13 protein-coding genes and 3 other RNA genes are annotated in these 24618 nt (G+C 65.8%); 5 read left to right on the forward strand and 11 right to left on the reverse strand.

Annotation, left to right across the window (positions count from 1 at the left end; translation table 11 throughout):
- Nucleotides 1–130: 130 nt before the first annotated feature.
- The 9 genes from ABQZ00_RS18590 to glgA all read right to left on the reverse strand — a co-directional run bounded on the left by ABQZ00_RS18590 (nucleotide 131) and on the right by glgA (nucleotide 13507).
- Nucleotides 131–207, reverse strand: a non-coding RNA gene (locus tag ABQZ00_RS18590) — sX9 sRNA.
- Nucleotides 208–268: 61 nt separating this feature from the next.
- Nucleotides 269–901, reverse strand: coding sequence for an NAD(P)H-binding protein (locus ABQZ00_RS18595; RefSeq protein WP_323538525.1), 633 nt, complete (start codon nucleotides 899–901; stop codon nucleotides 269–271).
- Between the two features lie 16 nt (nucleotides 902–917).
- The gene (gene glgX / locus ABQZ00_RS18600) at nucleotides 918–3080 is read right to left on the reverse strand and encodes a glycogen debranching protein GlgX (protein ID WP_055853318.1); all 2163 of its coding nucleotides are present in this window, start codon (nucleotides 3078–3080) and stop codon (nucleotides 918–920) included.
- 114 nt (nucleotides 3081–3194) lie between these two features.
- The gene (locus ABQZ00_RS18605) at nucleotides 3195–3380 is read right to left on the reverse strand and encodes a DUF2934 domain-containing protein (protein ID WP_055853319.1); all 186 of its coding nucleotides are present in this window, start codon (nucleotides 3378–3380) and stop codon (nucleotides 3195–3197) included.
- A gap of 24 nt (nucleotides 3381–3404) precedes the next feature.
- Nucleotides 3405–6008 (reverse strand): malto-oligosyltrehalose synthase, encoded by a 2604-nt coding sequence (treY, locus tag ABQZ00_RS18610; protein WP_323538524.1) that lies wholly within the window; start codon nucleotides 6006–6008, stop codon nucleotides 3405–3407.
- Nucleotides 6005–7936 (reverse strand): 4-alpha-glucanotransferase, encoded by a 1932-nt coding sequence (locus ABQZ00_RS18615; protein WP_323538523.1) that lies wholly within the window; start codon nucleotides 7934–7936, stop codon nucleotides 6005–6007. Before ABQZ00_RS18615 ends, treY begins: the two co-directional genes overlap by 4 nt.
- Nucleotides 7933–9690: a malto-oligosyltrehalose trehalohydrolase gene (gene treZ / locus ABQZ00_RS18620; protein ID WP_323538522.1), complete on the reverse strand. Its 1758-nt coding sequence runs from the start codon at nucleotides 9688–9690 to the stop codon at nucleotides 7933–7935. The genes ABQZ00_RS18615 and treZ overlap by 4 nt, the downstream gene beginning before the upstream one ends.
- Before the next feature lie 2 nt (nucleotides 9691–9692).
- The gene (locus ABQZ00_RS18625) at nucleotides 9693–11927 is read right to left on the reverse strand and encodes a 1,4-alpha-glucan branching enzyme (RefSeq protein WP_323538521.1); all 2235 of its coding nucleotides are present in this window, start codon (nucleotides 11925–11927) and stop codon (nucleotides 9693–9695) included.
- Nucleotides 11924–13507: a glycogen synthase GlgA gene (gene glgA, locus ABQZ00_RS18630; protein WP_115512780.1), complete on the reverse strand. Its 1584-nt coding sequence runs from the start codon at nucleotides 13505–13507 to the stop codon at nucleotides 11924–11926. Before glgA ends, ABQZ00_RS18625 begins: the two co-directional genes overlap by 4 nt.
- A gap of 485 nt (nucleotides 13508–13992) precedes the next feature.
- Between glgA and ABQZ00_RS18635 the strand changes: the two genes are divergently transcribed.
- Nucleotides 13993–15621 carry a GGDEF domain-containing protein gene (locus ABQZ00_RS18635; RefSeq protein WP_115561062.1) on the forward strand — a complete coding sequence of 543 codons (1629 nt, stop codon included), beginning with the start codon at nucleotides 13993–13995 and terminating at the stop codon, nucleotides 15619–15621.
- A gap of 60 nt (nucleotides 15622–15681) precedes the next feature.
- Nucleotides 15682–15758, forward strand: a non-coding RNA gene (locus ABQZ00_RS18640) — sX9 sRNA.
- 14 nt (nucleotides 15759–15772) lie between these two features.
- On the opposite strand, the gene ABQZ00_RS18645 is transcribed toward ABQZ00_RS18640, so the two are convergent.
- Nucleotides 15773–16714 (reverse strand): DUF808 domain-containing protein, encoded by a 942-nt coding sequence (locus ABQZ00_RS18645; protein ID WP_323538520.1) that lies wholly within the window; start codon nucleotides 16712–16714, stop codon nucleotides 15773–15775.
- Nucleotides 16715–16969: 255 nt separating this feature from the next.
- Here ABQZ00_RS18645 and ABQZ00_RS18650 point away from each other — a divergent pair, with 255 nt between their 5' ends.
- The 3 genes from ABQZ00_RS18650 (at nucleotide 16970) to ABQZ00_RS18660 (ending at nucleotide 21764) form a co-directional block, all read left to right on the forward strand.
- The gene (locus ABQZ00_RS18650) at nucleotides 16970–18694 is read left to right on the forward strand and encodes an ABC1 kinase family protein (protein WP_055853336.1); all 1725 of its coding nucleotides are present in this window, start codon (nucleotides 16970–16972) and stop codon (nucleotides 18692–18694) included.
- Nucleotides 18695–19427: 733 nt separating this feature from the next.
- A non-coding RNA gene (locus tag ABQZ00_RS18655) (sX9 sRNA) lies at nucleotides 19428–19503 on the forward strand.
- A 152-nt stretch (nucleotides 19504–19655) separates the two neighbouring features.
- Nucleotides 19656–21764 (forward strand): phosphoglycerol transferase I, encoded by a 2109-nt coding sequence (locus ABQZ00_RS18660; RefSeq protein ID WP_323538519.1) that lies wholly within the window; start codon nucleotides 19656–19658, stop codon nucleotides 21762–21764.
- Between the two features lie 130 nt (nucleotides 21765–21894).
- Here the strand turns inward: ABQZ00_RS18660 and ABQZ00_RS18665 are convergent, their stop codons facing one another.
- On the reverse strand, nucleotides 21895–24318 hold the full coding sequence (locus ABQZ00_RS18665; protein ID WP_323538667.1) for a DUF3772 domain-containing protein: 2424 nt from the start codon (nucleotides 24316–24318) through the stop codon (nucleotides 21895–21897).
- Between the last annotated feature and the right edge of the window lie 300 nt (nucleotides 24319–24618).

Consider the following 24618-nt stretch of genomic DNA (forward strand, 5'->3'; position numbering starts at 1 on the left):
TCTCGGTACACGACGTCGCGCGCAGGCACGCTCCTACGCAGGCAGCTGTTGCGCCCTGCGTTGTCATGAAGCTGTCTCCATGCAGCGATACGTGCATGCATCACTGCATGGCGGTGGCAGTATTTAGCGTGGCTCACACAACATAGCGAGCAGTCGTCAGGTGGGTGTGGACGGCGCGCTCAGAACCGGAGTGTACGAGTGGTCCATGCCGTACCGAGCACCGTCCGCGCCCGCCTGGCAGTGAGCACAGTCGTTTTGTTAGCTGCTCTTAGCCAGCCAGTTCCGCCGCCTCCACACTATGCTCGCCACGTGCCGGCGATAGCGCGGCGGTGACCATCGCGGCGGCAATGCGCTCGGCTGGATTGATGCGGAAGCGCCGTGGCAGGATCGGGCCGAGTGCGCCCAGCACCACGCTGCCGAGGTGTTCGCCGGTGCGGCGTTCTTCGCGTTCGCCGCCGATCAGCCCAGGGCGTACGAAGGTCAGCGAGGGGAAGCCGATCGTGCGCAGATCGCGTTCCAGTTCGCCCTTGACGCGGTTGTAGAAGATGCGCGATTGCGCGTCTGCGCCGGCCGCCGAGTTCAGCACGAACACCGAGGTGCCCTGCGCGCAGGCAGCGCGCGCCAGAGCCAGCGGGTAGTGGTGGTCGATGCGATAGAACGCCTCGCGCGAACCAGCCTGTTTCATGGTGCTGCCCAACGCGCAGATGGCCGCTTCCATGCGCGGTGCGGTCCAATGCTCCAGGCGCTCGAAGTCGATCACCTGGTTGCGCAGTTTGGGATGGACCTGCGTCAGCGGGCGACGCGTCAGCGCCACCACACCCGTGCAGCGCGCATCGGCGAGCAACTGCTGCAAGACCTGTTTCCCGACCAGACCGGTCGCCCCTGCCAACAACACATCCATCAGGCCACTCCGCTCATCAACGCCCACCTTCGGAGACGATGCGCGCACTGCTGATCACGCGGTCGCGCTCCACTGCCAGCAAGGTGAGCGAGTGCGCGGGCGCCTTCCACTCGCTGCCGCCGGCCACCACGCGGCCGCCATGACGTGCGGTGTCGACCAGCACGCGCCAGTGTTCGTCGTGCATGGCCGGCAGCGTGAACGACACAGTGGTGGAGGCGGCGTTGATCAGCATCAGCAAGGTGACGTTGGCGGCAATCTCGCGCAGGCCCGTAGTCGGCGAGCGGCCGTCCAGGCGCAGCATCAGCGCGCGCGCTTCCGGGTCGTGCCAACCGGCTTCGTCCATCTCGGTGCCGTTGGGCGCCAGCCAGGTGAGATCCCGCAAGCCCAGCGCTTCGTCGAACTTGCCGTCGAAGAAGCGTGCGCGATGCAGCAACGGGTAACGCTGACGGATGCGGATCAAGCGGCGCACGAACGCGGCCTGATCGGCAGCGGCAGCCTTGGTGGCGGCCGTCCAGTCGATCCAGCTCAGCTCGTTGTCCTGGCAATACGCGTTGTTGTTGCCGTTCTGGCTATGGCCGAATTCATCGCCGGCCAACAGCATCGGCGTGCCTTGCGACAGCAGCAAGGTGGCGAGCAGATTGCGCATCTGTTGACGGCGCAGCTGCTTGATCGCCGCGTCGTTGGTCTCGCCTTCGACGCCGTAATTGGCGGAGATATTGTGGTCGCTGCCGTCCCTGCCGTCTTCGCCGTTGGCGAGGTTGTGCTTGCCCTCGTAACTGACCAGATCGCGCAGGGTGAACCCGTCGTGCGCGGTGACGAAATTGACCGACGCGGTCGGCCGGCGGCCGCTGTGATCGAACAGATCGGCAGAGCCGGTCAGACGCGTGGCCAACTCGGCCAGTTGCCCGCCATCGCCGCGCCAGAACGCGCGCACGTTGTCGCGGAACTTGTCGTTCCACTCCACCCAACCCGGCGGGAAATTGCCGACCTGGTAGCCGCCGGGGCCGATATCCCACGGCTCGGCGATCAACTTGGTCTGGCTCAACACCGGATCCTGCCGCACCGCATCCAGAAAGCTGCCCGACGGATCGAAGCCATAGCGCTCGCGGCCAAGGATGCTGGCCAGATCGAAACGGAAGCCGTCCACGTGCATTTCCTGCACCCAGTAACGCAGCGAATCCATCACCATGCGCAGCGCGCCGACGTTGGTCAGGTCGAAGGTGTTGCCGGTGCCGGTGTCGTTGATATAGAAGCGGCGATCGTCGGCCAGGCGGTAGTAACTGGCGTTGTCGATGCCCTTGAACGACAGCGTCGGCCCCAGCTCGTTGCCTTCGGCGGTGTGGTTGTAGACCACGTCCAGCAGCACTTCCAGGCCGGCGTGGTGCAGTCGCGCCACCATCTGCTTGAACTCGGCCACGGTGCGCGTGGACATGTAGCGGCCCTGCGGCGCAAAAAACCCGAGCGTGTTGTAGCCCCAGTAATTGCGCAGGCCTTTTTCCAGCAGATACTGGTCGTCAACGAACGCGTGCACGGGCAGCAGTTCCACCGCAGTGACGCCGAGTGAGCTGATGTGGTCGATCAGCTCGTCGGTCTTCAGCGCCGAGAACGTGCCGCGTTCTTCCGGCGGTACCGCCGGGTGCAGCATGCTCAACCCGCGCACGTGCGCTTCGTAGATCACCGTGCGGTTCCAGGGCGTCTGCGGCGGGCGGTCCTGGCCCCAGGTAAAGGCCGGGTCGATCACCGCGGATTTAGGCATGAATGCCGCACTGTCGCGGCGATCGAAACTTAGGTCCTTGTCGCGGTGCCCGATGGTGTACCCGAACAGATGCGGCGCCCATTTGAGTTCGCCGACAATCTGCTTGGCATACGGGTCCAGCAGCAATTTGTTGTGGTTGAAGCGATGCCCGGCCTCGGGGGCGTAGGGCCCATGCACGCGGTAGCCGTACAGCTGACCGGGGCGGGCGTCGGGCAAATAGCCGTGCCAGACCTCATCGGTGTATTCGGGCAGCGCGATGCGCTCCTGCTCGCGGCCACGCTCGTCGAACAGGCACAACTCCACGCGCGTGGCATTGCGCGAATACAGCGCAAAATTGACGCCCAAACCGTCCCAGGTGGCGCCGAGGGGGTTGGGACGGCCTTCGCGGATGCGCGAGCGCTGAGTGAACTTGCGAGTGGCCATCGGTAACTCCTTAAAACGGTGAACTCAAGACAATGCGCGGTGTGCGGCTGCGGCGGGGCTGTGCACGCTTGCAGGAGCGCGCGGCACAACCCACGCAAGGTGGCAGACACCGCGTTACTGGCGCGCAGTGATCGGCGTGGCCGCGTGCTCGGCGGACTGCTCGGCCGCGCGTTCTTCGGCATCCACCAGCCGCTCGGCCATGGCCCAGTGGCGGTGCGCATGCCCGTCCGGGCGGCCTTCGGCCTCCCAGATCTCCTGTGCCAACTGGCGAAGCCGCGCTTGCCGTTCCGTGTCATTCATTGCGTACATTTCCCTCAAGGTCGATTACGGGGTCAACAACACTGCCACCGGCGCACGTGCAAACACCGTGGATAGCGCCACGCGGCCGCGCTGCGGCTGCAGCGTGCTGCCGTCGAGCACATTACGGTATGTGGCTTCCGGCAATGCCAACGACGCCTGACCCCAATTGGCCGGCGGCACCAGCAACGGCAGATCGCCTTCGCTGTGCGCACCGGCGCCCAGCCGGGTGACCGCAACCACCAACGACTGGCCGCGGTACTGACGACGGAACGCCAGCACCTGCGCAGCGCCGCTGGCCGCGACGTTCAATGGCTGGTAGTCGCCCTTCGCAAACAGCGCCGGATGTTCGCTGCGCAGCTGCAGCAGCACAGCGGTGAGACGCGCCTTGACTGCGCCATCGCGCCAGCTGCGCAGCAAGGTGTTGAAGTCGCGCGCCTGCTGCAGCCACTGCTGCCGCTGTGTGTAATCCACCGGGCGGCGGTTGTCCGGGTCCACCAGCGAAAGATCCCAGCCTTCGGTGCCCTGATACAGGTCGGGCACACCGGGTACGGTCAGGCGCAAGGTGGTTTGCACCAGCGAATTACGCGCACCGGCGGCGGCGATGTGGTTGCTGGCACGTAGCAGCGCGCGGCGCAGCGGCAGCCCGGCACGGCTGCTCAGCACCTGCTCCACGGTCGCCTGCACGGCCTGTTCGTACTCGGCAGAGCCGTCGGTCCAGCTGGTATGCAACTTGGCTTCGCGCACCGCCTTGAGCAGCCACTGCGCCACGCGCTCGGCATAGGCGGCGAGCGGCTCGGCCTGATCGGCGCCCAGCCCAATAGGCCAGGCCGCCACCAGCGTCTGCCACAGCATTTGCTGGTCGCCACCGGCCAGCGCCGGCGATTCCAGCGTCTGGGCCAGGGCATCGAACTGGGCGCTCTGCTCGACCCACCACTTCGGCTGCTCGGACAGCACCGCCAGCCGCATGCGCAGGTCTTCGCCGCGCTTGTGATCGTGGGTGGCAGTGGCCAACAGCGCGCGCGGGTAGTGCTTGGCGCGCTGCTGATTCTGCGCGTGGAACTCGGCGGCCTCGTTGGCGAAGTGGGTCGGATGGCTGCCGACCTCGTTGCGCGACAACAGCACGCCGTGCCGGTAGAACGCGGTGTCTTCCACCGACTTGGCATTGAGCGGTGCGGACAGCTGCTCCACGCGGCGGCGCAGGATGCGCCGCAAGGCAATCTGCGCGCGGTCGGCACCGGCATCGTCCAGCAACCAGCGCTCGATGGCGTCGACCGCTGCAACGATCGACTCCGGCATGCCGTCGCGGGCACGCGCGGCGGTGCTGCGCAGCCGCTCTGCCTCGCTGCCGGTGACGCCCTTGGCACCGGCATAGGTGCGATACACCGGGAACCAGCGCAGCAGCACGCACAGACCGCGTGCCAGCATCTGCGGGCTGAACTCGCGTGTTGGCGGGTCCAGGCGTGCCAGCGCCGACAACGCACCCACGGCGCGATTGAATTCGGTCTGCAGCGGGCCACGCAGGATTTCATCGCGGGCTGCGCGCTCTTCCTGCGCGAAGTCGCCACTGCGTCCGCTCACGCGTTGCCAGGCACGCGCCAACGGCTTGAAGCCGGCCGCGTCGTGCAACACGCCGCCGACCTGGTCCATGAAGTCGTAACCGGTAGTGCCATCGCAGGGCCAGTCGGCCGGCAGATGCTCGCCGGGGGCGAGGATCTTTTCCAGATACAGGCCCAGCGTGCCGGGCTTGAGCCCGCGCGTGCGCCCGGCCGCATCCAGCCGGCTACGCAGCTTGCGCACGTAACCGGTCGGGTCGGTGAGCCCGTCCACATGGTCGATGCGCAGGCCGTCCAGGTGCCCTTCGGCCACCAGCCGCAGCGGCAGCGCATGCACCGCATCGAACACCGCCGGCAGCTCGACCCGCAACGCCACCAGCGAGGTGATGTCGAAGAACCGGCGGTAGTTGAGCATGTCGTTGCCCACCCGCCACCAGTTCAATCGATACGGTTGGCGTTCGATCACCTTGTGCAGGCGGCCATCGCCACGCTTGGCACCCTCGTTGTAGTCGCGCAGCCACTGCGCTCGTGCGGATGGTTCCGGAATCTCCAGCGTCTGCGGACGAATCGGATAACGCTGGTCGTAATGCGCCAGTGCGGCACTGCCGTCATCCTGGATCACCAGCGTGATCAAGCCGTCGGCCAGCGCGGTGGCGTACGGGCGGTCCAGCACTGCCAGCCACAACTTTCCATCGCGACCCGGCGCACGCCAGTCGATATCGAACCAGTCGGCATGCTTGGCGCTGCGGCCGTTGCGCAACACATCCCACCACCAGGCGTTCTGCGCGTGGGTGGCCATGTGGTTGGGCACGATGTCGGCGATCAGACCCATGCCGTGTTCGCGCGCGGCCTGCGACAACGCGATCAACGCCGCTTCGCCACCGAGTTCGGGATTGACCACGCTTGGGTCGATATTGTCGTAGCCGTGCGTGGAGCCCGGCACCGCAGTGCCGATCGGCGACAGATACAGATGGCTGATGCCAAGGCCGGCGTAGTACGGCACCTGCGCAAGCGCATCGTGCAAGGTGAAGCCGGCATGCAGCTGCAGGCGGGCGGTGGCGCGAAGATCGATCATGACTGTGGTTCCGAAACGGCCGCGACGCGACGCGCCTCGGCAAAGCCCTGCAGCGCCGTGGTCAGGCGCGCATGCGGCAAGGGATCGGGCAGGCGTCGACGCCAGTTGGGATGGACTTCGACGGTGCCCGGCAGATTGGGTTGTTCGTCCAGCGCCAGTGCGTCTTCGGCCGGCAGCAAGGCCAGCGGCGACACGCTGCTGGCGGTAAACCGCAGCGCGCCCAGCAGCGCATCGTCGCTGGACAGGCCGACGTGCTCCACCGCCGCATCCAGTCGCGCGACATCCTTGGTGCGGTGGTTTGCGTCGTCGCTGGCTTGCTCAGGCTTGATCAGCGCGAGCTTGCGACGCCAGTCGATGTCACGGCCAGCGCGCCAGCCGGTAAGCGTGGGCAGATCATGGGTGGTGGTGGTGGCCACCGCATCCGGGCGCCACAAGCCGGGCGCAATGAATGCACCATCTTCGTCGCGGGTGAACATCAGCACATCGATGCCCATCACGCCGCGGCGCGAGAGTTCTTCGCGGATGCCCGGCGGCACCACGCCCAGATCTTCGCCGATCACAATGGCGCGGTGACGCCACGATTCCAGCGCCAGCAGATTGAGCAGATCGTGCAGCGGGTATGCCAGATAGGCGCCTTCGTTGGAGCCGGCACCCTCGGGCACCACCCACAGCCGCAACAGGCCAAGAATGTGATCGATGCGGATCCCGCCGCGATCACGCAGCACCGCGCGTAGCAGCGCGATGTACGGCGCAAACCCGCTGCGTCGCAATGCGGTGGGCGAATACGCACCGATGCCCCAGTGCTGGCCATCGGCATTGAAGGCATCCGGCGGCGCGCCCAGCACCAGGCCACGCAACACCGTCTCGGCGGCGGCAGCGGCTTCGGCACCGTTGGGGTCGAAGCCCACCGCCAGATCGGCGATCAGGCCGATCTTCATGCCGCGCTCGTGCGCTTCGCGCTGCGCATCGGACCAACTGCGCGCTGCCAGCCATTGGGTGAACACATGCAGCTGCGGATCGTTGTCGCCATAATCCTGCGCGGCGAAGCGTGCGAATCCGTCCAGCGCTGCACCGCCTGCCGTGCGGAATGCGAGCAGATCGGCATGATCCGGCGCCACGCGCGCATGCAGATGGCGCAACAGCTCCCACTTGGCCTGCGCCGAGGCAGGCCAGTCGATCAATGCATTGGTGTGCAGCGTATCGAAGCGCTGGCGCAGGCCTGCGATCTCGTCGATCGCCTCCAGCGCCAGTTCGCCCAACACGCGGACCGGTGCGGCATGCAAGGGATCGAAGAAGCGTCGGTCACTCGGCGAATACGGGCTGTAACCACCGGTGATCGGGCGCGAGGCATGCACCGGGCTCAGTGCCAGCGCATCGGCGCCAGCCAGCGCCGCGTGCCGCAGCCACTCGACAGCGCCGGCAGCATCGCCGATGCCACCATCATCGAGGCTGCAGGCCGAATACACCTGCAGCGCCATGCCCCAGGCACGCGGCGACGGCTGGCCGCAGGCATCGGCCACGCTGAAACAGCGTTGCGGCGCGACTGCCACCTGCTGGGTCAGCGCACCGATCTGCAGCGTCCAATAACCAAAACGCTGCGGTGCAAGCAATTGCCCCTGGGCATCCGCACGTGCTTCTTCGCTGCTGCCGCTGTCATCGATCCAGCGACCACTCGCATTGGCGGCAACGCGCAACGGCAATGGCGCGCCCACCTGCACGGTGAGCAGCACTGCCGGCTCATCTGCCTGCGCCTTGCAGCGTCGCAGGCTGTCTTCGCGTTGTGCGGCAGTGGCCGATGGCAATTCGAGGGCGGTCAATACCGCCTGCACCGACTGCTCGGACACCTGTCGCGGTTGGTCGCTGGCGTCCACCCACTCCACCATCACCCCGGCCGCGGCGGCCAGGGTGTGCAAGGTGTTCGTGCTCATGTGCGGTCCTCATGCCAGGCAATGAAACTGTCGACCGGCAACTGCTGCGCGGAGATATCCACGTTTTCGGCAAACGCCACGCGCCCGCGCAGTGGTGCCAACGGCACGGCTGCACTGCCGACGTTGAAGGCGATATGCCACAGCCCGCCCGGCAGCTCCCAGGTGGCGGTGAGCGCGCCATCGGCCAGCACGCTGGCGCTTACCGCGCGCGCGTCGGCAAGACCGGGTACCAACCACTGGCGACGCACGGCGAGCAGCGCAGTGAACCACGCTGCCCACTGCGCGCCGTCGCCGTGCGCTGCATCGCCGATCGGCGATCGCGAGGCGGCGAAGGTGGCATGACTATTGGGGTCGGGAATGGTGGCGCGGTGCGCTTCATCCGCGAACGCGGCAAAGTGCGCGAACTCGCGACGCCGCCCTTCGCGCACTGCCTCATCCAGCGGCGGACCGAAGTCGGTAAAGAACAGGAACGGCTGCGTCGCACCCCAGGGCTCGCCCATGAAAAACAGCGGAATCATCGGCGTCAATGCGGTCAACGCCAACGCTGCGCGCAAGCGCGGCTGCGCGACCAGCACGGTCAGCCGCTCGCCACGCGCACGGTTGCCGATCTGGTCGTGATTCTGCGCAAACACCACAAACTTGTACGGCGGCAACGCACCACTGGGCTCGCCACGCACGTGGCCACGCGGGTCCGGCTCGCCCTGATAGGCAAAGCCTTCGCCGAGCACGCGCGCCAGATGCTCGGTGGGCTTGTCGGCGAAGGCGGCGTAATAGCCCTCCTCCTCCCCGGTCAGCAACACATGCAAGGCGTTGTGGAAATCGTCGTCCCACTGCGCGGTGTAGCCACGTTGCAGTTGCGAGGCCTGGTTGGCCTCGTTTTCCAGCACCAGATGCACGTGGCGGCCAGACGGCAGGCTGCTCTCCACGGTCTCGCGCAAGGTGTCCAGAAATGCATTGGGCGTGATCGCGTGCACCGCATCCAGGCGCAAGCCGTCGAAGCGGTATTCGTGCAACCACATCAATGCGTTATCGAGAAAATAGCGCTGCACCGGCGGCTTGTGGAAGTCGATCGCCGCGCCCCACGGGGTGGGTTTATCTTCGTTGAAGAACGCGCCGGCATAGCTGTGCAGGTAATTGCCGTCCGGGCCGAAGTGGTTGTAGACCACGTCCAGCAACACCATCAGGCCATGCCCGTGCGCAGCATCGATCAACGCCTTGAGTGCGTCGGGCGTGCCATAGGCGTCGGCCGGCGCATACGGCAGCACGCCGTCGTAGCCCCAGTTGTGCGCACCGGGGAAGGCGCTCAACGGCATCAGCTCGATGGCAGTGATGCCCATCGCGGCCAGCTGCGGCAACTGCGCCTGCACGCCGGCATAGCCGCCGCAGGTGCCCACGTGCAGCTCATAGATCACCGCCTCGTCCCACGGACGGCCCTGCCACTGCGTGTTGCTCCAGCGGTAGCCGTCGGTGGGCTGCACGGCGCTGGGGCCGTGCACGCCATCGGGCTGCCAGCGCGAGGCCGGATCCGGCACCGGCGCGCCGCCATCGACGCTGTAGCGATAGCGCGCGGTTGCCGCGCAGGCCAGGGTGGCGGTGAAGAACCCGTCCTGCCCGGCCTGCAGCGCGCTACGCGTGCCGTCGTCGAAGACCACTTCCACGCGGCTGGCATCCGGTGCCCAGAGCGCGAAGCGCACCTGTCCCTCACCCGCTGGCCATGCGCCCCAGGCCGGGATGATGTCGTTGCGCTGGTTCATTGTTATTTCTCCGCTTGCAGGTAGATCGTGGCCAGCGGCGGCAGAGTCAGGCGCAGACGTTGCGTATGCCCATGCATGCCCATCGGCTCGGTCGCAAGACGACCGCTGTTGCCGAGGTTGCTGCCGCCGTAACGGGCACTGTCGGTATTGAGGATTTCGCGCCAGATGCCGGCGCGCGGCACTCCCACGCGGTAGTCGTGCTGAGGTTGCGGGGTGAGGTTGCTCACCGCCAGCAACGGCGGCGCACCGCCTTCGGGATCGTGACGAATGAAGGCAAGTACGCTATTGCGTGCGTCGTCGGCCACGCTCCAGTCGAAGCCATCGGCGCGATGCGTGCTGCGGTACAGCGCCGGCACGCGGCGCAAGGTGGCATTGAGATCGCCCACCAGTTGCTGCACGCCGCGATGCGGCGCGCCGTCGAGCAGATGCCAGTCCAGCGACTGGTCGTGATTCCAATCGCTCCACTGGCCGAATTCGGCGCCCATGAACACCAGTTTGTCGCCCGGATGCGCCCACATCAGCGCCAGATACGCGCGCAGGTTGGCGAAGCGGCGCCAGTCGTCGCCCGGCATCTGCCCAAGCAGGCCGCCGGTGCGATGCACCACTTCGTCGTGCGACAGCGGCAACACGAAGCGTTCGGAGAACGCGTACACCAGGCCGAAGGTGAGCTGGCTGTGGTGTTGCGCGCGCTCGGCAGGATCGCGCTGCATATAGCTCAGCGTGTCGTGCATCCAACCCATGTTCCACTTGTGCGTAAAGCCCAGCCCGCCGTCGCTGATCGGCGCGGTCACGCCGGGCCAGGCGGTGGATTCTTCGGCGATGGTCAGCACGCCGGGATGGCGCGCGGCAATCTCGCGGTTGAGCTGGCGCAAGAACGCCACCGCCTCCAGATTCTCGCGGCCGCCGTGCGCGTTGGGCACCCACTCGCCTTCGGCACGTCCGTAATCGCGGTACAGCATCGAGGCCACCGCATCCACGCGCAGGCCGTCGAGGTGGTAATGATCGATCCACTCCAGCGCGCTGCCCAACAGGTAGGCGGTCACTTCCGGGCGGCCGTAGTTGTAGATCAGCGTATTCCAGTCGCGATGCATGCCTTCGCGCGGGTCGGCATGCTCGTACAGCGCGGCGCCATCGAACTGCGCCAGGCCGTGCGCATCATCGGGGAAGTGCGCGCTGACCCAATCCAGGATCACGCCGATGCCGGCACGGTGGCAGGCATCGACGAACTGCGCAAAGCCATCCGGGCTGCCGTGACGGGCAGTCGGCGCATACAGGCCCAGCGGCTGGTAACCCCACGAGCCACCAAACGGGTGCTCGGTGATCGGCAGCAACTCGAGATGGGTGAAGCCCAGTTCCTGCACATATGGGATCAGTTGCTTGGCCAGACTGGGCCAGTCCAGCGGCTGGTTGTGGCCATCGCGGCGCCACGAAGCGGCATGTACCTCGTAGATGGACATCGGCGCCGGCAGTGCCTGCACCGCACGCTTGTCCATCCACTCGGCATCGGTCCACGCAAACGCGGCGCCACCGGGCACCACCGAAGCGGTGGCCGGCGGCAGCTCGCTCTGGCGCGCGACCGGGTCGGCCTTGAGCAGCACACGGCCATCGGCGGCGGTAATGGCGTATTTGTAGCGGGCGCCGGCCTCCACACGCGGCAGGAACAGCTCCCAGAAGCCGCCCAGACGCTGACGCATGGGATGCCGCCGCGCCTCCCAGCCATTGAAGTCGCCCACCACCGCCACGCGCTGCGCGTGCGGCGCCCAGACCGCAAAGCGCACGCCCGGCACATCGCCGCAGCGCAGATGCTGTGCGCCCAGCGTGCTGCGCAACGCCTGCCCGTCGCCGGCGGCGATCTGCAGCAGCAGCGACTCGTCCAGGGTGGGGGCAAACGCGTACGGGTCTTCGATCTCCTGCACCACGTCCGGCCAGACGATGCGCAACCGATACGGGCCATCGACCGCCAGCTCGCCTTCGAACACGCCATCGACCGCGCCGGCCTGCATGCGCGCCAGCAACTTGCCGCGTGGATCGATCAGGCCCATCGCCTCGGCGCCGGGTGCCAGCACCCGAACACGACGGCGGCCGTCGGCCTGCAGATGCGGGCCCAGCACCGCGAACGCGTCAGTGGGCGCTCCGTCGGCCAGCGCCTGCAAGGCAAGCGCGCTATCAGACACTCCTTCCGTGGTCACAGCCTCGCCTTCCGTTCCCTGCCCTTGCACGCCCAACCGTTCGCTCATGACACCGTCGCAAGCGCAGGTGCGGTTGCGGCGGTGCGTTCGTAAAGGGACAGATACTTCTTGCCGGCCACATCCCAGCCGCTGGGCCGCAGCATGGCAGCGCGGCGCATGGCCGACAGCAGGCTGGGCAGCCGGAAGGTGCGGAACGCGCGTTCCAGGCAGCGGCGCAGGGCCTCCACGCTGGCGTGCTGGAACAGGAAACCGGTCACGCCGTCGTCCACGGTATCGATCAGCCCGCCGGTGGCGTGCGCGATCGGCAGGCAGCCGAAGCGCTGCGCGTACATCTGGCTCAGGCCGCAAGGCTCGAAGCGCGAGGGCATCAGCAGGAAGTCCGCACCGGCGAACATGCGCCGCGCCAGGCCTTCCTCGAAGCCGATGAAGGCACCGACCTGGCCGGGATACCGGCGGGTCAACTCGGCCACCTGTTGTTCGATCTCCGGCTCGCCACCGCCGATCACGGCAATCTGGCCACCGGCCGCCACGATCTGCGGGGCAACCTCGCAGATCAGGTCCAGGCCCTTCTGATGCACCAGCCGCGACACCACCGCGAACAACGGCCCGGTGCTGTCGCGCAGCCCGAAAGCCTTGCGCACCTGGGCGGCATTGGCCTGCCGGCCCTGCCACTGGTTCACGCTGAAGTGCGAATCCAGGTGGACGTCGGTGCGCGGGTCCCAGCTGGCGTCGATGCCGTTGACGATGCCGGTCAGCGCGCCCTTGGCAGCGCGGCCGGCCAGCAGCCGGTCCAGCCCACAGCCCTGCGCCGGGCCGGTGATCTGCTTGGCATAGCTGATGCTGACGGTGTTGACGTGGTCTGCATTGACGATACCGCCACGCAGGAACGACATCTGCCCGTAGAACTCCAGCTCGGCCACCCGCTCGGCCGGGATGCCCAGTGCCGAGGCCATCGAATACGGCACCAGGCCCTGGTAGGCCAGGTTGTGGATGGTCAACAGGCACGGGGTGGTGCCGCCGGACCAACGCACGTAGCCGGCCGCCAGCGCGCACGGCCAGTCGTTGAGATGCAGCAGGCGCGGCTTCCAGCCCAGGCCGGCATGACCGGCGGCAATCTGCGCGGCGGCATGCGACAAGGTGGCGAAGCGGATCGCGTTGTCTTCGAACTCCGAACCGCTGGTGCTCACATACGGCGAGCCATCGCGTTCGAACAGTTCCTTGGACAACAGGATGTAGATCGGCAGGCCATCGGACTGCACGATGCGGCCGATGTCGCAGGCCGGCAGCGCGGCATGCGCCAACACGCGTCCCACGATCTCCACCTTGCCGGCGCGCTCGAGCACCGCGCGGTAGCCGGGGATCAACACACGCACGTCGTAGCGATGGCGTAGCGCGCGCGGCAGTGCTGCCGCGACATCGCCCAGACCGCCAGCCTTGATGAAGTCGGCCATCTCCGACACCACGAACAATGCACCGCGCGTATCGGCCAGCGACACCGGCAATCGCTCGTGATGGCGAATGAAACGCCCGCGTGCATCACGCGGCCGCCCGCTCTTCTTCAGCGTGGGGATCATCGTGCTGCGCTCTAAGCGTGCAGTGCTGGCGTGAAGCGGCATCGTGGCAACCATCTAAACGTCCGTCGTAAAGTGGGTGGAGACGGAAAACGGCGAAGCGAAAACCATCGTCTGCCGATGTGGCCAGACGACATGCTACGAATGAGGAGCAGGGACCACGCGCGTACTCCACGTTGTCCTTGGTGATGAATCTACACCCCGTACAAATAAAATATGCGTGAACATGTGCTGACTTTTCTGCGACAGCCCACATTCCTTTACGCACAGTTGCGCAGGTCTGCGGGCATAAGCGATGCATTGCAGTGCGATGACATCCCCGCATCGGTGCATAGGCACTGAGATGCACCGAATGCGGGAGAGTGCGGCTGTGGTCGTCGTCATCTGTGTAACTTGTTCATGCCCACGTTCGCGTCATGCATCGCATCGCGGCGTCGCGATTGGATGCATGCTGCGGACTGCGCCGTACGGTCCGGTCTGCTCAAGCGACTCGCATACGCGCCGATAACCAGCGATAGCACGTCGACCTTTCGAGACCTGGCATGACCGACCAGCCTGACCTTCCAAGCCGCCCGCGTGGCGGGCTGCGCCGTCTGTTGCCCTGGGGCGGCACGGACACCGCGCGCCCGGTCGCTGCGCTGCCGAGCGTGCGCGGCAGCGCGCATGCCGCGCCGGGTCTGGCGGCACATCAGCTGGTTCCCGCCAAGACCAAGTCCGGCGCGCACGATCCGGCGGCCGCCACCGCGATGCTCGTTCGTCTGTTTTCGCATGCCGCGCATCCCGAGGCGCTGCTGCTGGCGTTCGCCGAAGGCATCGCCAGCCTGCATGGTGAGCTCGGCGACATGGGCGTACGCCTGAGCGCGGCCTATGCGGCCGGCGACTGGCCAGGCTACGGCCGCACGCTGCGCCAGCTAATCGACAAATACATCCGCACCATCGATATCGGCGACTCCATCGCCGAAGGCCGCACCGAAGCCGAACAGCTGCGCGACCTGCTGCGGCACGCGCTAGGCAACGCCCTGGCCACCCTGCTGCAACGCAGCCCGGAGCTGGCCGAAGAAGCCCAGACCCTGGCATCGGCCCTGCGCCACTGGCGCCCGGGGCATGAGCTGATCACGCTGGAGCAGCGACTGCGCGAGCTCAGCCATCAGATCGGCCTGCGCGCCGAGGATGCCAGCGAACAACAGAACCTGTTGCTCGGCTTGTTCGACCTATTGTTGGAGAACGTCGGCGAACTCCTCGACGATCGCAGCTGGTTGCAAGGCCAGATCTCGGTAGTGCGGCAGCTGCTGGCCGGCCCGCTGGACGTGGAATCGATCGAACAGGCGCGCGGCACCCTGCGCGAGGTGATCTACAAGCAGGGCCTGCTCAAGCAGGGCATTGCCGATTCCAAGAGCGCCATGCGCGAAATGATGGTGTCCTTCGTCGACCGGCTCGACGGCATGGCCACCAGCACCGGCGAGTATCACGACCGCGTTGCCGGCTATTCGCAGGCGATCGGCGACGCTCGCAGCATTCCCGATCTCAACCGCCTGCTGCAGGACGTGCTGCAGGACACCGCCGGGGTCCAGGCCCAGGCGCTGGCCGCGCGCGACGAGCTGCTGTCCGCACGCCGCCAGGTCGAAGACGCCGAACAACGCATCGCCTCGCTCGAACAGGAACTCAACGCAGTCGCCGGACTGGTGCGCGAAGACCAGCTGACCGGCGCGCTCAACCGGCGCGGCTTCGAAGAACTGTTTCAGCGCGAAGCGGTGCGCACCCAACGCAGCGGCCAGCCGCTGTGCGTGGCGATGCTGGACCTGGACGACTTCCGCCGCCTCAACGAAGCCCACGGCCACGCCGGCGGCGACGCCGCGCTACGCCACACCGTCGATGTGGCCAAGGCGGTATTGCGTACCACCGATGCCATTGCCCGCTTCGGCGGCGAAGAATTCGTACTGCTGCTGCCGGACTCGACCATCTTCGAGGCCAGCGCGGCGGTCATCCGCCTGCAACGTGCCATGGCGCAGCGCTCCTTGCTGCACGAAGACGTGCGGATCTTCATCAGCTTCAGCGCAGGCGTGGCGCTGCGCCATACCGACGAAACCCAGGACGAGCTGGTGCGCCGCGCCGACCGCGCCATGTACGACGCCAAAGCCGCGGGCAAGAACCGGGTGATCAGCGCAGATTAGGGCAGCTGACAAAACGACTGTGCTCACTGCCAGGCGGATGCAGTGAGTGCTCGGTGCGGCATGGTCCACTCGTCCGCTCCGTGTTCCTCCGCACCGTCCGCACCCACCTAACGAGTGCTCACTACGTTCTGGTAGCCGCTCCAAGACAAGATCAGTGCGCGGCCTTATTCCCGCGCAGCTTCTGAAACAACATCACGGCTCCCAGCACCACCGCACCGGCGACCACGCCGACCACCATGTTGCCCAGCGCCTCGACCAGCCAGCCCATGCTGCCGGCCGACTTGGCCAGATCCATGACGAGGTGATGCAGCGCGGGGATGTTGTGGACCAGGATGCCGCCGCCGACCAGAAACATCGCCAGCGTGCCGGCTACCGACAGGAACTTCATCAACCATGGCGCGGCCACCAGAATGCCGCGGCCGAGCGCCGCCAGCGACGCGCCCTTCTGGGTCAGGTACAGGCCCAGATCGTCCAGCTTCACGATCGCCGCGACCAGGCCGTACACGCCGATGGTCATCGCCAGTGCGATCGCCACCAACACCGCCACCTGCTGGCCGAACGACACAGCGGCCACCACGCCCAGCGACAACACGATGATCTCCGCCGACAGGATGAAGTCGGTGCGGATCGCACCCTTGACCTTGTCCTTCTCCAGCGCCACCACATCGACCTGTTCGTCGGCCAGCGCGCGGGTGCGCTCGGCATGCCGCTGCGCCTCTTCGTCCGCGTCGTGCAGGAACTTGTGCGCCAGCTTCTCCACGCCTTCGAAGCACAGGTAGGCGCCGCCGATCATCATCAGCGGCATCACCAACGGCACGTTGTAGCCGCGTCCGCGCAACCAGGCCTCCAGCGCGCTGATCGCCAACGCCGCCGGCACCAGGATCACCTTGTTGACCAGCGACCCCTTGGCAACTGCCCAGACCACCGGCAACTCGCGGTCGGCGCTGACGCCGGTCACCTGCTGCGCGTTAAGCGCCAGATCGTCGCCCAGCACGCCGGCGGTTTTCTTGGCCGCAACCTTGGTCAGGATGGAAACGTCGTCCAGCAGGGTGGCGATGTCGTCGAGCAGGGTAAACAGGCTGGCACCGGCCATGCGGAGGTCCTTCGAGGGTGGTCGTGCGTGAGTAGGTGTGAATTCTCGCCGATCCTGCGCCCGCATGGGGTGATGGCAGGCCATTGCGCGGTCGTTGCGCGCCGTTGCCGGGCGGTTGCCGGCACTGCCAAACCCAGGCCGGACACGTGCCAGCGCAGGCATCGGCAGCGCTCGCAACGCTGTTACGGCGCACCCGGATTCACCGGCTGACGACCCCGCGCTGGCCACACTCGCTGCTCGCATGACGCCCCGGAGATGGCCTTGAGTCCGAATGACCCGCACCGCACACCGGCTCCGGCAACGCACCCGGCCGATCAGGCTGTGGTGGGCGGCATGAGCCGGCGTACGCAGATCCTGCGCTTGTTGCTGCGGTACCGCGGGTCGGGTGTGTTTGCCGGCATGAATCTGGATCCGGCCGCCATCAACGAGTACGAGGTGCCGGCCGAAGGCACGCCCGACCAGTTCGTCTCCGACCTGGAATCGCTAGGCCCCACCTTCGTCAAACTCGGTCAGATGTTGTCCACGCGCCCGGACATCGTGCCGCCGGAGTTCGCCACCGCGCTGGAGCGCATGCAGGAAAACACCAGCTCGGTGCCGGTGGAACGCATCCGCCAGATCATCGAAGAAGAACTCGGCGTGTCGGTCAACAAGGCGTTCTCGTTTTTCGACCCGGTGCCGCTGGGCTGCGCCTCGCTGGCGCAGGTGCATCGGGCCGCGTTGCGCGATGGCACGCCGGTGGCGATCAAGGTGCAAAAGCCTGAAGTCGCCGCGCAAGTGCGCTCGGACCTGGATGTCCTCAAGAGTTTTGCCACCGCGGCCGACCGGCTCACCGGCATCGGCCGCCGCGTGCGCTTTGCCGACTGGCTGGGCGAATTCGGCAAGACCCTGCGCGCCGAGCTCAATTACGAAGACGAAGCCGAAACCCTGGTGCGCTTCGGCAAACATCTCAAGCCGTTTCCGTTGTTGTGGATACCGCAACCGATCTGGGACCTGAGCAGCCGCAAGGTACTGACCATGCAGCTGGCCGAAGGCGTGCGCGTGGACAAGATCTCCGGCCTGCGTCGCACCGAGCAGCCGATGGATAATTTGGCGGCGGAGCTGGTCAAGGGATATCTGGATCAGATGTTCGTGCATGGCGAAATCCATGCCGACCCGCACCCGGGCAACCTGCGTGTGTTGCAGGACGGGCGGCTGGCCATCTTCGACCTGGGCATGGTGGCGCACGTGCCGCCGCGTCTGCGCGAACGTCTGCTCAAGTTGCTGTTTGCCGCCGTCGACGGGCGCGGCGAAGAAGTGGCCGAAGAGACCATCGCGCTCAGCACGCGCCTGGAGGATTACGACGAAGACCGCTACCAGCGCGAAACCGGGCAGATGATCGCGCGCTATGCCGCGCACGACACCACCTCCGAAGGCCGCGTGGTGCTGGATCTGGTGCGTATCGCCACCGCAAACGGCCTGCGCACGCCACCGGAACTGAGCCTGCTCGGCAAGACCCTGCTGAATCTGGAAGGCGTGTGCCGCGCGTTGTCGCCCAACCTGGACACGCGCCGTATCGTCGAACGCCACCTGCAGCATGTGATGCGCGCGCGGCTGAAAAAATCGCTGTCCGCCGCCAACCTGGCCAGCGAAGCGATGGAACTGCAGCATCTGGTGCGCGAAGGCCCGCGCCGCATGTCCGAGATCCTGTCGCTGGCCGCGGAAAACCGCCTGCAGATGCGCGTCACCGGGCTGGAAGAATCGCATCTGATGGAAAGCCTGCAGAAGATCGCCAACCGCGTTGCGGCCGGCATCGTCACCGCTGCGCTGATCATGGCCTCGGCGCAGATGATGCGCATCGAAACCGGCCTGAAACTGTGGGGCTATCCAGCCATTGCGATGGTGCTGTTTCTGCTCGGCGTCGTGCTGGGCCTCGGCATCGTGCTCAGCGCACTGCTATTTGACCGCCGCGTACGTGCACGCGAAGAGCGTGGGCACAGATAGCGGCCGCCGAGTCAGCGCGCTCTTAATTCGACCGGCGCGTGCGCGAAGAGCGCGGGCACAGATAGTGGCCGACGAGAAGGCCAGCTGCTGCAAGTTAGTTGTAATGCTTGAATGCAGACTGGTCAGCACGAACGCAGACAGACCAGCGCTGTTTTAGGCGATATTGCTGACTGACGATATTGGCGATTACGCCGATCGATCGTGCCTAGCCCGGATCATCGACGCCACCAGCCGCATGCACTCGTGGATGTCGTGCACGCACCAACAAAGACCTCCAGACTCTAAAGCCCCTCTCCCACCGGGAGAGGGGTTGGGGTGAGGGTACGGGGCAACGCCGCTCATCGAGCCCACGCATCAAGCCTCGACGGCGTGACGCAAACCCCGCATCGCCCTCAACGACGCGCTGACGCAAACAGATGCAAACGCTCCTGCTAACGATATGACCGATTACATCGATCAGTGAAGACCGAACCCGACGTAATCGGCCGGTCTCGATCATCCACCGCCAGTCGTGACCACGCACAACAGATACATCACGCACAGCGCATTGCCAAATCACCTTCCCAGCACTCAGTGCGACTGCCGTGAATCAACACCACACGCACCGCCCCCACAGCACACCCAAACAACACTTCATGCGGATGGACACACCCGCATCGAACAACGCATTAAGAGCGGCTAACAAAATCACTGTACTCACCGCCAGGCGGGCGCAGCCGGCGCTCGGTGCGGCATGTACCACTCGTACACTCCGGTTCCTCCGTGCCGTCCACACCCACCCGACGACTGCTAGCTACGTATTGTTTGCCGCTCTAAACCCACATCCAAACACAACAAACATTTCAGTCAGCTTCAGCGCGGCATAGTCCGTCATCCGGGTGTCACATTGCAGGTGGCGCACAGGACATGGCGAGCAAGGCGTCCGGTACGCGCTCGCATCATTCCCCCACGGACGTTGCGCATGCATTGGATGTTGTTGTTCTCGTTGTTGCTATTGCTATGGCTGTTGGTCGCTTCGCCGCGTCTGGCCTGGCTCAAAGCCGGCCTGCTGTCGCTATTGCTGCTGCTGCTCAGCGCCTGGGGCTTGATCGACCGGCTCAGCGGCGATGGCGTCAATGCGGCCACGCTGTATCACCTGCGCGCAGACATGGACGGCGCCGGCGTCAGCGACTTTTCCGGCTACATCGCCGTGTTCATCAGCATGCTGCTGCTGTCATTAAGCCCGCTCATCCTGGTCAAGGTGCGCCGTTTCCGCCGTTCGCGCGGCGGCGGTGTGGTGTTCGGATCGTTCGTGGGCATGTTGTTGGTCAGCATCGTGGTGAGCCCGCTGTATCGCGATGGCAAACGGCTGTACTACCAGTTGCGCCCGGTCGATTACGCCACGGTGGTTCCGGAATATCAGGTGCCGCTGCAACCGCTGCAAAAGCGCAAGAACATCGTCTGGATCTACGGCGAGAGCCTGGAGCGCACCTACTTCGATGAGTCGGTGTTTCCGGGCCTGATGCCCAACCTGCGCGCGCTGGCCACCGAAGCGGTGGACGTGCGCAACCTCAGCTCCACCGAAGGCAGCGGGTGGACCATCGCCGGCATGGTGGCCTCGATGTGCGGCGTGCCGCTGACCACCGCACCGGGCGATGAAAACAGCATGGATCGCATGGGCATGTTCCTGCCCGAAGCGCGCTGCCTGGGCGACTATCTCAAGGATCAGGGCTACCGCAATCACTACGTGGGCGGTGCCGATGCCAGCTTTGCCGGCAAGGGCCGTTTCCTGGCTAGCCATGGCTTCGACGTGGTGGATGACGTGCAGCATTTCCGCGATAAAGGCGTGGCACCCAAGCACTTTTCCGCATGGGGCGTGCACGACGACGTGTTACTGGACGATGCCTGGGACAGCTTCCAGACGCTGTCGCGCGCCGGCCAACCGTTCATGCTGACCACGCTGACCATGGACACCCATCACCCGGCCGGCCACCTGCCGCTGGCGTGCAAGGGCCAGCGCTACGACAGCGCGCTGGGCGACATCGGTCTGTTGCATGCGATCAAGTGCAGCGACCGCCTGATCGGCGAGCTGGTGGCGCGCATCCGCAGCAGTCGCTACGGCAACAACACCATTATCGTGATCGCGTCCGATCATCTGGCCATGCCGAACGATCTGAGCGATGTGTTGGCCCATCAGAAACGCGAAAACCTGCTGTTGTTTCTCGGCAAGGGCATCGCGCCGCAACAGGTGCTCACACGCGCAGGCAGCACGCTCGATTCCGGTGCCACGCTACTGCAATTGCTGGAGCCGGGCATGCGCACCCTGGGCTTCGGACGCTCCTTGCTTGCCAGCGATGCACCGCCCAGCGCCAGCGTCGCCGCCAATCGCGACAGCGGCAAGGACTACCCGCGCTACCTCGCCTTTGCGCGCACGCTATGGACCGGGCAAAGCACCCGCATGCTGCGCGTCAACGGCAATGGCGATGTGGTGGTGGGCGTGCAACAGGTGCGCCCGCCGGTACTGCTCGAATACGACGAAGACACCCACCTGAAAACGGTGTATCTGGAAAACACCTCGCGTCAGTTCGACCGCACCCACAGCAAGGGCACGCTGGCCTACGTGGACCGCTGCACCGCATTCGAGGACGGCTCGGCCGATGGCGACTGGTGCGCGCTGGTCGTCGATCGCCAGCAAAACATGAAGCTCTACCGCGACCCGGACCTGACCCGCGGCATCGCCGTCGATGCGCCCCTGGATGCCACACCGCAAAGCCCGCGCCCGCGCGTGCGTCAGCCGATCATGCTCACCCAATCCGCGCGCAAGACCGCTGCAGGCAGCTACATGCTCGAGCTCTACGCCAAGCGTCGCCCCACCCGCGCGTTCTGGGTGGAAGCGGTGTCGTCCGAACGCAAGGTGGTACTGGCCCAGCAATGGGTGGTGCCCGATGCCGCCGGACGTATCCGCATGCCGGTGGGCCTGGAGCATGCGGTGGAGGACTTGGAAATTCGCGCCTGGCTCGACTACACCGAAGATGTCAGCGTCGACGATCTGGCACTGGTCAAGGACACCCCGGTGGCCGACCGTTCGTAAAGCAGCATTGCTGCCAAACGCATCCGCCTCGCAGGAGCGCGCTGGCGCGCGATGCAGCGTTACCGGCGATGTCCAACACATGCCGGCGCACGTCTACGTCACGCACGTTAGGCGGGTCGCACACGCCGCATCACTGCGGCGCTGACGACGCGCCCTCGCCACCATCGCGTGCCACCGCCACCCCGGCACGACTGAAGCGGATTTCCTGTGGCGACTGCAGCGCAATCCCCACCGTTTCCATCCGCTGCAACAACGCAAAGAACAGCTCGCTGCGCACGCCATATGAATCGCGCGGGCTGCGCACGTAGGCGAACGAATTGAAGTTGACATGGCCGCCGGCCAGCGAGTCGATGAATACCGACGGCGCCGGCTCGGCCAGCACCTTGGCATGCTCGGCGAACAGTTCCAGCAGCATGTCGCGCACCTTCGCCACTTCGGTTTCCAGCGGTACCGAGAACTGCAATTGCACCCGCCCCATCGGATTGGACAGGGTCATGTTGCGCACGCTTTTGGTGATCAATTCCGAATTCGGCACGATCAGGGTGGAGCGATCGCCGACCTGGATTTCGGTCGCACGCACACTGATCTTGCGCACATCGCCTTCCTGGTCGCCGATACGCACCCAATCGCCGATTTTCACCGGCCGCTCGGCCAACAGGATCAACCCCGACACGAAGTTCTGCGTAATCGCCTGCAAGCCGAAACCGATACCCACCGACAATGCGCTCAACACCAGCGCCAGCCGCTTCAGATCCAGGCCCAACGCGGTCAGACCCCACACCACCACGATCAACCAGCCCAGATAACGCGCCACCGTGCTGATCGAGTTGCGCGCCCCGTCATCGAGCTCGGTCTTGGGCAAATAGGTATTGAGCAGCCACTGCTGCGCCACGTGCACCACACCCATGCCAAGCAGGAACACGCACAGCGCCCGGAACACATCGCCGGGAGTGATCACCAGTTCCTTGCCAATGGAAATGCCGTGCGCGATGTTCTCCGCCCAGTCGGTGACCACGTTGATGTTGGCGCCATACGGCGTCAACAGCACCGCAATGCCCAACAGCACCAGCAAGACCCGCGCCGCCGCCGAGATCAGCAAGCCCAGCTGTACCAGGCGTCCGCTCCCGATGCTGAGCGCGTGCGACAGCGCCCGGCTGAAGCGCCCATCCGGCTTGAACAACCAGGTCATCAGATCGTCGGCAAAAATCACCAGCAAGCCGAGCAGGCTGCACACCAGGGTGATCCAGATGATCTGCCGCTCTACGAACAAGGCCAGGTTGAGATAGCCGAACAAGGCCGCGATCAACGCGAAGATCACCGCCAGGTGGCCCAACAGGCGGATCAGCACGATGAAACCGCCACCGCGCGACACCACCGGCGGCGGCGCATCGCTGTCGGGATCGGCCACGCCTGCATTGGCCGCATGCGCGCGCAACGACAGGCTCAAGCCAGCCAACGCCGACAGGATCAGCCCGGCGTACAGCAAGGCGGCCAGCGCGTCGGTGGCGGTGAGCAGCGCGCCGCTGCTGCCGGCCACCTCGTTGGTCTTCATCGCCATGCCGCTGAACCAGATCACTGCCGCAGTGGCAAGACAATGCAGGCGCAGGCGATCGACGGTGGCATCGTCCAGCGGAAACAGGCGCCAGCTGGGCTGGTGTTTCATCAGCAGGCTGGCACTGAGCGAACCGACGAAGGCTGCCACCACACTGATGGCGACAAACCCGGTCAGCCATTGATCGAAATCCTCTGGCAGCTCGCTCAACCCGCGAATACTTTCTGCCAGCACGAACGCCGCCACCCCCAGGCTCAGGGTACCGACCAACAGGAACCACAGCGCCAGCCCGGAGCGCCGCAGGCGTCCGCCCGGCGCACGCGAGGCCGCGTAACGGCGCCCCAGGTGGCGCAGGAAGATACGCAGCGGGAGTGCCAGAAACAACGCGACCAAGGCACCGGTGATCAACCCACCCACGCCGTTGGCTGCGGTTCCCGCCTGCACCACCTGCACCGCCTTGCCGGACAGCGCCTGCAGGCGGCCACGATCGTCGGGCCATTGCTGTGCGATCTGGCCCCACAACGCAGGCGACAGCGGCGAGGCGACCCGCGTCGAGAGCTTGACGCTGAAGCGCTGCACCCGCTCGCGTTCGAGCCGATCGGCCAGATCCTTGGCATTGGAGACCAGCAGCGTGGCCTGGATGAACTCGGCATTTAACTGATCGCGCTCTTTGATCAACGCTTTGCGCTGTTTGACCAGATCGGCCGGCTCGTTTGGCTGCGCGATGCCGAGCCCCTCCAACCGTGCGTTGAGATCTTTGAGCGGCTGCTCCAACGTGCGTACCAGCTCCTGCGCCTTCCGCTGGGTGCCGGTGACGTCATCGGTCAGCTTGACGAGCTGCTCGGTATCGGCCTTGTCCATGCCCGCGTCGGCCTTGGTCACCACCTGCTGCATGCTGTCCAGCTGGGTCTTCGTACTCTCCAGCGGCTTGTCCTCGTCCTGCGCCGCCGCCGCGCCCACGCAGACCGTCCACAGCACGGCCAGCAACAGCAGACGCCGCACCACACCCCACGGCGCACTTCGAACAACTCGGAATTCGGACACAGGCAGGCATCGGACAGGCGCGGACTACCGCGGTGCCGGCATCTTAAGCCACTGCCTACAGCGCAGCCGATCGCCACTGCCAGCCGGGTTCAGGCTGGCAGAGCTCGCCAGTGTGCAATGGCAAGACGCAATGGGAGGCTCGTCAGCGAAGGCAGCTATCACGCCAGCAGCCGCATGTGACGTGGCATCCCCGCATCCAAACCTGCGCATGAACGTTGTGCGGCTTGTCACCTCGCGGCAACAGTGCGCTGTCGCAGA

This window comes from Xanthomonas sp. WHRI 10204 (assembly GCF_040202875.1).
In the GTDB taxonomy this organism is placed as follows: domain Bacteria; phylum Pseudomonadota; class Gammaproteobacteria; order Xanthomonadales; family Xanthomonadaceae; genus Xanthomonas.